Origin of the sequence: Stutzerimonas stutzeri, from assembly GCF_000935215.1 — a bacterium.
Taxonomy (GTDB): Bacteria; Pseudomonadota; Gammaproteobacteria; order Pseudomonadales; family Pseudomonadaceae; genus Stutzerimonas.
On the sequence record NZ_JXXD01000086.1, the window covers coordinates 1 to 9594 of the forward strand.

8 protein-coding genes and 2 pseudogenes are annotated in these 9594 nt (G+C 65.4%); 4 read left to right on the forward strand and 6 right to left on the reverse strand.

The window, feature by feature from the left end; genetic code table 11:
- On the forward strand, window positions 1-2381 hold a 2381-nt coding region (gene mdoH, locus LO50_RS10010), incomplete at its 5' end, for a glucans biosynthesis glucosyltransferase MdoH (RefSeq protein WP_044314886.1).
- A gap of 45 nt (window positions 2382-2426) precedes the next feature.
- Here the strand turns inward: mdoH and LO50_RS10015 are convergent.
- Window positions 2427-2768, reverse strand: a complete 342-nt coding sequence (locus LO50_RS10015) for an FKBP-type peptidyl-prolyl cis-trans isomerase (protein WP_041014525.1) — start codon at window positions 2766-2768, stop codon at window positions 2427-2429.
- 226 nt (window positions 2769-2994) lie between these two features.
- On the opposite strand from LO50_RS10015, the gene LO50_RS10020 reads away from it, so the two are divergent.
- Window positions 2995-3693: a pirin family protein gene (locus LO50_RS10020; RefSeq protein ID WP_041014524.1), complete on the forward strand. Its 699-nt coding sequence runs from the start codon at window positions 2995-2997 to the stop codon at window positions 3691-3693.
- 83 nt (window positions 3694-3776) lie between these two features.
- Entirely contained in the window at window positions 3777-4376 is a 600-nt protein-coding gene (gene wrbA / locus LO50_RS10025; protein ID WP_041014523.1) for an NAD(P)H:quinone oxidoreductase, read from the forward strand.
- Between the two features lie 15 nt (window positions 4377-4391).
- Here the strand turns inward: wrbA and LO50_RS10030 are convergent, their stop codons facing one another.
- On the reverse strand, window positions 4392-4892 hold the full coding sequence (locus LO50_RS10030; protein ID WP_041014592.1) for a GNAT family N-acetyltransferase: 501 nt from the start codon (window positions 4890-4892) through the stop codon (window positions 4392-4394).
- Between the two features lie 133 nt (window positions 4893-5025).
- Between LO50_RS10030 and LO50_RS10035 the strand changes: the two genes are divergently transcribed.
- Window positions 5026-5565 (forward strand): DUF3087 domain-containing protein, encoded by a 540-nt coding sequence (locus tag LO50_RS10035; RefSeq protein ID WP_041014522.1) that lies wholly within the window; start codon window positions 5026-5028, stop codon window positions 5563-5565.
- 38 nt (window positions 5566-5603) lie between these two features.
- Here LO50_RS10035 and LO50_RS10040 read toward each other — a convergent pair whose 3' ends face one another.
- The 4 genes and pseudogenes from LO50_RS10040 to LO50_RS10055 form a co-directional block, all read right to left on the reverse strand.
- The gene (locus tag LO50_RS10040) at window positions 5604-6305 is read right to left on the reverse strand and encodes a c-type cytochrome (RefSeq protein ID WP_041014521.1); all 702 of its coding nucleotides are present in this window, start codon (window positions 6303-6305) and stop codon (window positions 5604-5606) included.
- Between the two features lie 10 nt (window positions 6306-6315).
- Window positions 6316-7288 (reverse strand): annotated as a pseudogene (locus LO50_RS10045) (copper resistance protein B).
- Complete coding sequence (locus tag LO50_RS10050; protein ID WP_044314887.1) at window positions 7278-7598, reverse strand: hypothetical protein; 321 nt, start codon at window positions 7596-7598, stop codon at window positions 7278-7280. Before LO50_RS10050 ends, LO50_RS10045 begins: the two are co-directional and overlap by 11 nt.
- Window positions 7599-7609: 11 nt before the next feature.
- Window positions 7610-9408 (reverse strand): annotated as a pseudogene (locus LO50_RS10055) (copper resistance system multicopper oxidase).
- Window positions 9409-9594: the final 186 nt, after the last annotated feature.

The following is a 9594-nucleotide window of genomic DNA, read 5'->3' on the forward strand; positions in this document are numbered from 1 at the left end:
GACTGCGGCTGGGCTGGGGCGATCTGTTCGACCGCGCCGGCGTGATCGCCGAGGACCACCAGGGCCGCGCGTATGTGCAGTCGACCCCGCCGATCGTGCGCACACGCATGGTGCCGGAGCCCTGGCATACCAATATTCTGCGCCGCGGTTGGCGCCGGATGCTGGGCCGCACGCCGCCGCGGCGTCACTTCGAGCCCAGTCCGCAGCCGCTCGACGAGGCGCGCTGGCGCCGGGTCGCGGCGCTGCGCCGTGCGGCACTGCTGGTGCTGATGCTCGGCCAGACCGCCTTTGCCACCTGGCAGATGAAGGCGGTGCTGCCTTACCAGGGCTGGTTCCTGGTCGACATGCAGGAAGTGTTCGTCCAGCCGCTGTCCGAATCGGCCCGGCAGATCCTTCCCTATGTGGTGCAGACCAGCATCCTGCTGCTCTTCGCACTGCTGTTCTGCTGGGTCTCGGTGGGCTTCTGGACCGCGCTGATGGGCTTCTTCCAGCTACTTCGCGGCAAGGACCGTTACAGCATCTCGGCCAGCAGCCCCGGCACCGAACCGATACCGGCCGAGGCGCGTACGGCGCTGGTGATGCCGATTGCCAACGAGGACGTGCCGCGTGTGTTCGCCGGCCTGCGCGCGACTTACGAGTCGCTCAAGGCAACCGGTGAGCTCGAGCATTTCGACATCTTCGTGCTCAGCGACAGCAACGACCCGGACACCTGTGTTGCCGAGCAGAAGGCCTGGGTCGAGTTGTGCCGTGCGGTGGATGGCTTCGGCCACATCTTCTACCGTCGCCGCCGTCGTCGGGTGAAGCGCAAGAGCGGCAACATCGACGACTTCTGTCGTCGCTGGGGCAGTAGCTACCGCTACATGGTGGTGCTGGACGCCGACAGCGTGATGAGTGGCGAATGTCTGACCAGCCTGGTGCGATTGATGGAGGCCAATCCCAACGCCGGCATCATCCAGACTGCGCCCAAGGCGTCGGGCATGGACACGCTCTATGCGCGGCTGCAGCAGTTCGCCACGCGCGTCTACGGACCGCTGTTCACCGCCGGGCTCAACTTCTGGCAGCTGGGTGAATCGCATTACTGGGGCCATAACGCGATCATTCGCGTGAAGCCGTTCATCGAGCACTGCGCGCTGGCGCCGTTGCCCGGCACCGGTTCGTTCGCCGGCGCGATCCTCTCCCACGACTTCGTCGAAGCCGCGCTGATGCGCCGTGCCGGCTGGGGCGTGTGGATCGCCTATGACCTGCCGGGCAGCTACGAGGAACTGCCGCCGAACCTGCTCGACGAGCTCAAGCGCGACCGCCGCTGGTGCCACGGCAACCTGATGAACTTCCGTCTGTTCATGGTGCGTGGCGTGCATACGGTGCATCGCCTGGTGTTCCTCACCGGGGTGATGTCCTACCTGTCGGCGCCGCTGTGGTTCCTCTTCCTGCTGCTGTCCACCGGCCTGCTGGCGATCCATACGCTGATGGAGCCGGAGTACTTCCTGCAGCCGAACCAGCTCTACCCGCTGTGGCCACGCTGGCATCCGGAGGAGGCCATCGCGCTGTTCTCGGCGACCATGACGCTGCTGTTCCTGCCCAAGTTGCTCAGTGTGCTGCTGGTCTGCATCCAGGGCGCGCAGGCCTATGGCGGGCGGCTGCGGGTGGTGTTGTCGATGCTGATCGAAACGCTGTTCTCGGTGCTGCTGGCGCCGGTGCGCATGCTCTTTCACAGCGTGTTCGTCACCGCGGCGTTCCTCGGCTGGTCGGTGCAGTGGAAATCGCCGCAGCGCGGCGATGACGCCACGCCCTGGGGCGAGGCGCTGCGTCGGCATGGTTCGCAGATCGTCATCGGCGTGCTCTGGACGGCCCTGGTTGCCTGGCTGGATGCGGCCTTTCTCTGGTGGCTGGCGCCAATCGTGGTGTCGCTGATCCTCTCGGCGCCGGTTTCGGTGATCACCAGCCGTACCGGTCTCGGCCTGGCCGCGCGGCGCAGCAAGCTGTTCCTGATCCCGGAGGAATACGCACCGCCCACCGAGCTGGCCAATACCGACCTGTACCAGCAGCAGAACCAGGCGGTTGCCTTGCGCCATGGCTTCCTCGTGGCGGTGGTCGATCCGCTGTACAACGCGCTGGTCTGTGCCATGGCGCGCGCCCGGCATGCCAGGGTGGTCACTGGCGCCGAGCGTTTGCGCGAGCAGCGCCTCGGTCAGGTGCTGGCGGTCGGCCCGGACGGCGCGGATGCCGAGGCGGCGCGCTGGCGCCTGCTGAACGATCCGGATGGCATGGCGCTGTTGCACCGTCACGCCTGGGAAGATCCGGCCGGGGCCGTCTGGCTGGCACGCTACCGCGAGCAGTATCCCCACGGCGTGGCGCGCCCGGACCTCGCGGGCGAGGCCTGATACGCGCGACTTTCTGGCGGTCCGCAGGGCCGCCAGAAAGGGCGATCAGTCGTCGCGCGTCAGCACTTCCAGCAGTTCGATCTCGAAGTGCAGATCCGAATTGGGCGGGATATGCGCGCCGACCTGGCGTTCGCCATAGCCCAGCTGCGCCGGCACGAACAGCCGCCGCTTGCCGCCGACCCGCATGCCCATCAGCCCGATGTCCCAGCCCTTGATCACCCGGCCGGTGCCGATGACGCACTGGAAGGGTTTGCCGCGCGCGTAAGAACTGTCGAACTCCGTCCCATCGCTCAGCGTGCCGCGGTACTGGGTGGTGATCAGCGCGCCCTTGACCACCGCCTTACCGTCGCCGAGCTGAATGTCTTCGACCCGCAATTCATCGTTCATTCATGCGCTTCCTGAAAGCTGAAAAAAGGGAGCGCTTTGTCGCAGGTAAACGCGCTGCGGGCAATAGACCCGGCCGCCGCGCCGCTTTCACCGGGATAGTCGACCTGCCTGATTATCGATTTATTCGATAGTTATTGGCGGAAAATTGCAGACATTGTTGATCGGATTGAATGGATCATCTCCCTCATTCGCCGGGTTGCCCGGTGTCCCATCTGCGGAGAGCGAGATGATCGAACGACGTCCATATGCCCAGCTTGGTCATGCGCAGCACGGCTGGCTGAACGCGCGCCACCATTTTTCCTTTGCCGATTATCACGATGTCGAGCGCATGCGCTGGGGCCGCCTGCGCGTCTGGAACGACGACAGCATCGCGCCGCAATCGGGCTTCGAGCCGCACTCGCACCGCGACATGGAAATCATCACCTATGTCCGCCAGGGCGCCATCACTCATGAAGACAGCCTCGGTAACCGCGGCCGTACCGTCGCCGGCGATGTGCAGGTGATGAGCGCCGGCACCGGCATCGTGCACAGCGAGTACAACCTGGAAGACGTGGAAACGCGCATCTTCCAGATCTGGATTCACCCGCAGCAGACCGGCCTGCCGCCGGCCTGGGGCACTCGCCAGTTCCCCAGCGGCGAGCGCGCTGGCGCCTTCGTCACGCTCGCCAGTGGTCTGCCCGGCGATGACGAGGCGCTGCCGATTCGTGCCGAGGCCCGCCTGGCAGCGGCTACGCTTGCAGCAGGGCAGAGCGCTGACTACGAAATTGGCGCCGGGCACCGGGTGTATCTGGTGCCGGCCAGCGGCCAGATCGAAATCAACGGACTTGCGGTCGCCGCGGGCGATGGCGTGGCCGTGCGCGACGAGGCGCGGCTGAGCATCAGAGCCGTGACCGACAGCGAAGTCATCCTGGTCGAGTCGCTCTGACGCCCCGCGTCGGAACGACCCGCCTGGTGCGTTATCCCATCCACGACTTTATTCAGACTTACCCACCGAAAGAGGAAAGCAAGATGGCGAAGATTCTCGTGCTCTATCACTCGATGTACGGCCACATCGAAACCATGGCCAATGCCGTCGCCGAAGGTGCGCGCCGCGTCCCGGGCGTCGAGGTCACGATCAAGCGCGTGCCGGAAACCATGCCGGAAGACGCCTTCCGCAACGCCGGCGGCAAGGTCGATCAGCCAGCCGACATCGCCGATCCGAACGAGCTGCCGAACTACGACGGCATCATCTTTGGCACCCCGACCCGCTTCGGCAACATGTCCGGGCAGATGCGCAACTTCCTCGACCGCACCGGCGGCCTGTGGGCCAAGGGCGCGCTGCACGGCAAGGTCGCCAGCGTGTTCGCCTCGACCGGCACCGGCGGCGGGCAGGAGATGACCATCACCTCGACCTGGACCACCCTGGCGCACCACGGCATGGTCATCGTGCCGACCGGTTATGGCATCAGCGAGTTCTTCGATATCTCCGAAACCAACGGTGGCACGCCCTACGGCGCCACGACCATCGCCGGTGGCGACGGCTCGCGCCAGCCTTCGGAGAAGGAACTGGCCATCGCGCGCTACCAGGGCGAGCATGTGGCGAAGATCACCAGCAAGCTCAAGGGCTGACGAACGACGCAGTACCTACGCTGGGGCCCGCCCGGGCTCCAGCAACAGGCCATACATCAGTTCGTCGACGAAGCCGTCGTCGCTGCTGCGCTTGTAGGCGGCGCGCTGCGTGCCTTCGTGAACAAAGCCGAAACGCTCGTAGAAGGCGATGGCCCGCGGGTTGTCCGCCTCCACTGTCAATTCCACGCGCCGAATGCCGCTGGCGGCCAGCCGGTCGAGGGCGTCCTGCATCATCCGTCGCGCCAGGCCGCTGCCCCTGACCTCGGGCGCGACGGCCAGGGTGCCGAGGTAGGCCACATGGGCGGCGCGGCCCAGATGGCGCTGCACCTTGTAGAAGCCCTGCACCACGCCAGCGTCTTCGAAAACATAGAAACCGGCGCTTTCGAACAACGGCTCGAAGACCTTGCCGAAGTGCTCGCGCGGCATGGGATCGAAGCCCAGGTAGGGCACCACGTCCGGGTGCATGTAGATGTCGTAGACCCGCTGTTGGTCGGCGGGGGTAGCAAGGCGGCGCATGGGGTTCTCCGATCGGGCGCGGCCTCCAGCATAGCCGGAGCGCGGCAGATACTGCGCTGTATCAGTCAGCGCGCGGCGATTGAGGTGATAATGGCCGCCGCTCATCTCCCTCCTCAGCCAAGGACATCGCCCCGTGGTGCTATTTGAGATCGTTCCGCTCAGCCCCGAAACCTATCGCCAGCAAACCCGGCGCAGCACCCTGATCGTCGCGGTGACCTTTGCCGTGCTCGCCATGGGCTTGTCGACCTTGGCCGTGGCACTGTTCGGTGAGCCCGGTGGCGACAACCTGCGGCTGAATATCGTCGGGGTGGCAGTTGGGTTAGCGCTGACGATCGGAATTGTCAGGTGGCTTTACTGGCAGCAGCCGTGGATGGCGGCGGCGGTGTACGGCTGGAAGCTCAAGCGCAGCCTGATGCGCGTGACCAACATGATGCACCAGGTCAAGGCCGGCGTAAGTGCGGGCGACCCGGATGCGATGAAGCTGCTGCGCTTCTATCACCTGGGGCTGACGCAGATGCACCAGCTCGATGGCAACCTCACCGGCCTCAGCGATTCGGTCGCCGAGATCGATCGTCATCGCGAGGCGATGGAGGCGCGGAGCATGGATACCGACCAGCCACGCCTGGAGTCGGGTTGGCTGGAGCGAGTCGGACAGATCGAGGCGAAGCGCTGAGGCGCGCGGTCTGAAGGCGAATTGTCCCGTGCTACGCATCAATGCACGTGGCGGCTACCGTCCGGGTGGTGGTGTACATCGGCTTCCGGTGCTGCTTCTGATTGCGCCGGCGCATGGCCGTCGTGCGCACCTTGATGATGGTCCGCGCCTGCCGGCTGCTGATCGGCGGCAGGAGCGGGGTGCTGGCCGCTGTGATCGTGCATGTCCGATTCACCGCCACCGTGCTGGTGGCCGTCACTAGAGTCCACTAGCGTCTGGTATTCCAGCGGGGTGAGTGAGGGCAGTTGTTCGACGAAGGCGACCAGCGACCAGATGTAGCGGTCCTCCATGAACTTGCCCCACGCCGGCATGCCGGTGGACTTGAGTCCATGCTTGATGACCCAGAAAGTCGCGGCCGGGTCGTTGTCGTGGGAGTCCTCGGCAAGCGTTGGGGGCGCGGGGTAGAGGCCCTGGCTCAGTTCGGTCGGCTCGACGCCGGGCGCCAGGTGGCAACCGACGCACATGGCCGCGTAGTTGCCCGCCCCGGAACGAATCTGCTCCGCAGACCCCAGCGTCGGCACTTCGAGGTCGCGGGCGCGCACGGCCACGGCGCGTTCACGGGTGGTCTCCAGCACGGCGTGCAGTGGCGCGCTGTGCGGGGCGTCCGCGCCGACATCGATGATGCCGGAATACACCACCAGCGCGCCGCCGATTGCAACCAGCAGGGTGCTCAGTGCCAGTGTCGCCAGGACAGTCTTCATACGTGGGGCCTCAGAACCAGAAGCGAATACCGGCTACCAGCTTCGCCTCGCTGACGTCTTCGTCATCGGCACGCAGCAGGTCAGCGGTATTGCCGTAGGCACGGCCCCAGCTGACGCCGACATAAGGCGCGAACTGACGACTTATCTCGTAACGCAGGCGCAGACCGACACTGGCGTCGCTGAGACCGGAAACGACGCCGCGCGCCTGGTCGTTGCGCCCGTGCAGGTTCAGCTCCGCGGTGGGCTGCAGTACCCAGCGCTGGGTCAGCAGGATGTCGTATTCAGCCTCCAGGCGCAGCGCGCTCTGGCCCCTCGCCAAGGAAAGCCGTGGCTTCTGTTTCCAGACCGAACAGTGGCATGCCCTGCACGCCAAAGGCGGCCCAGGTCTGTGGCGAACCAGGCTTGAAGTCCTGGCGCACGCCGGCGACGGTTTCCCACCAGGGGCCGATGGCGTGGCTCCAGAGCAGCTGCAGTTCGGCCTCCTCGGTGTGGCCATTGGTGCGCTCACCCTCGGAGCGGAAGGCGAGGCGGTCGATATCGCCGCCATACCAGCCGGAAAGGTCCCAGGCCAGCGTGCTGCCTTCATCGGCGTCCTGCCATTCCAGCTGATCGGCGAGGAACAGAAAATTGCTGCCGCCCTGATGCATAGAATGAGGCGGCAGGTCGGGAAATGCCGCGGCGCGGTCAGCATCGCTGATCGTAGGAATTGGCGTGCGCGGCTCCTGTCCGGTGCCGACGCCGGTGACTGGCGGGTGAGCCATTGAACTGTGATCCATGCTGCTGTGATCGCGATGATCCATGCCGCCTTGGTTCACAGGCTCATGGTTCATCTGGCTGTGACCCATCTGCCCAGGATCCATCTGGCTGTGGTCCGCTGGCGCAGCGTGCCCGGCGTGTCCGGAATGATCCATGGCCTGCTGCGCCTGGCTCGCCGTCGCAGCCAGTGCGAGGGCGATGGCGACCGGCAGTGTCTTAATGATCATGCGGCTTGCCTTGTTCGGCGCCCTTTGGCAGGTCGTTCTGCATCTTTCCGTTGCCCATGCTGCCGTGGTCCATGTGGTCGGAACCCATGTGCTGGTCGTGCATGTCCTGCATCTTGTCGTGGTCCATGCCCTGCATCATGTCGCCCTGCTTTTGTCCGGGCTTGGGCTGGCTGGCCTGCGGCGCGGCCTGTTCGGCTGGCGCGTTGGCGGGATGATGACCGTCCTGCTCGCTTTGCGCGTAGGCGGCGTTGAGGCTGAGAGCGGCGGCCAGGCCGAAGGCGAGCAGGGCGGTGCGCTTGATTGTTTTCATGGTTTTCTCCGTCATTCTTCTACGCGGACTTCGCGGAACATCCCGAGGTCCATGTGCATCAGCATGTGGCAGTGATAGGCCCAGCGCCCGAGGGCGTCGGCGGTGACGCGATAGCTGCGTTTCGAACCCGGTGGCATGTCGATGGTGTGCTTGCGCACCTGGAAATTGCCGTGTTCGTCCTCCAGATCGCTCCACAGCCCGTGCAGGTGGATGGGGTGGTGCATCATGGTGTCGTTGACCAGCACGAAGCGCACCCGCTCGCCGTATCTGAGGCGGATCGGCTCGGCGTCGGCGAAGGGGATGCCGTCGAACGACCAGGCGAAGCGCTCCATGTGTCCGGTCAGGTGCAGTTCGATGGTGCGCGTCGGCTCACGGCCGTCCGGATCGGCGAAGGTGCTGCGCAGGTCGGCGTAGGTCAGCACGCGCCGGCCGTTGTCGCGCAGGCCGATGCCGGGATCGTCCAGCTTGGACACCGGCATCATGGTCTGCATGTACACCAGCGGGTTGTCGGTTTCGCTGGCCGGATGCGTCTGCATGCCGCCGCCGGACGAGCCGTGGCCCATGGTCGCGTGGTCCATCTGGCCATTCATCTCATTCTGATTCATCGCGCCGTGATCCATGTCGCCATGCCCGGCGTGAGGATCGTCGCTCGGCGCAGGCGCAGCAGCCTGGCCGTGGGCGGCATGATCACCGTGGCCCATGTCCTCCATGCTCAGTTCTGGGCGCGGATCGGGCTCGGGCACCGACGCCTGCAAGCCATCGCGCACTGCCAGCGTGCCGCGGGCATAGCCGCTGCGGTCCATGGCTTGGGCGAACAGGGTATAGGCGTCCTGGCTGCCGTCCGGCTCGACGATCACGTCGAGGGTTTCCGCCACGGCCAGGCGCACTTCGTCCACCTGCACCGGTTCGACGTTCTGCCCGTCGGCGGCGACCACGGTGAGCTTGAGACCGGGGATGCGGAAGTCGAAATAACTCATCGCCGAGCCGTTGATCAGGCGCAGGCGGATGCGCTCGCCTGGCTGAAACAGGCCGGTCCAGTTGCCGTCCGGCGCCTGGCCGTTGAGCAGGTAGGTGTAGGTGGCACCGCTGATATCGGCCAGATCGGTCGGCGACATGTTCATCTTCGCCCAGGCCCAGCGCTTGCTGACGGTGTCACTCCAGCCGTTGTCGGCGACGTCATTGATGAAATCGCCAAGCGTGCGGCGGCCCCGGTTGTAGTAGTCCGAGCGCTTCTTCAGCTTGGCCAGCACCCGTGCCGGGCTTTCGTCGGTCCAGTCGGAAAGGAACACCACATAGTCGCGATCGTAGCTGAAAGGCTCCGGCTCCTTGGGATCGATGATCAGCGCGCCATAGACGCCCAGCTGTTCCTGAAAACCGGAGTGGCTGTGGTACCAGTAGGTGCCGCTCTGGACGACCTTGAAGCGGTATTCGTACATGCCATCCGGCGCGATGCCGGCGAAGCTGAAGCCGGTAAGCCGTCCATGTTGGCCGGCAGCAGGATGCCGTGCCAATGGATGGAAGTGTCGTGGGGTAGCCGGTTGCGCACGCGCAGGGTCACGGTGTCGCCCTCGCGCCAGCGCAACAATGGGCCGGGGATGCTGCCGTTGATGGCCATGGCAGTGCGGCGCTTGCCGGTGAAGTCCACGCTCATGGAATCAATGGTGAGGTCGAACTCGGTGCCGCTGAGCACCGTCGGCTGACCTGGGCTGGTCAGCGCCCAGACGGGCTGTTGCCACAGCCCGAGGCCAGCGACGGCGCCGCCGGCAGCCAGGCTTTTGACGAAGGTGCGCCGAGAACTGGTCAATTGCATGCGGGTCCTGTTCGGTCGATCGAATTGTTGGTTTGCCGCCGCGCAGGCGCGACGTTGCAACGCTTGTGACAAGCACCATAGCGCGGTGCATCTGTCAGCGACCTGAAGCGAAAATTACGATTTTGTCAGCTGGCAGCGTGGCCAGCCCCAATCGGGCTGGCCCTGCCGGAGATGCCGAACGGCATC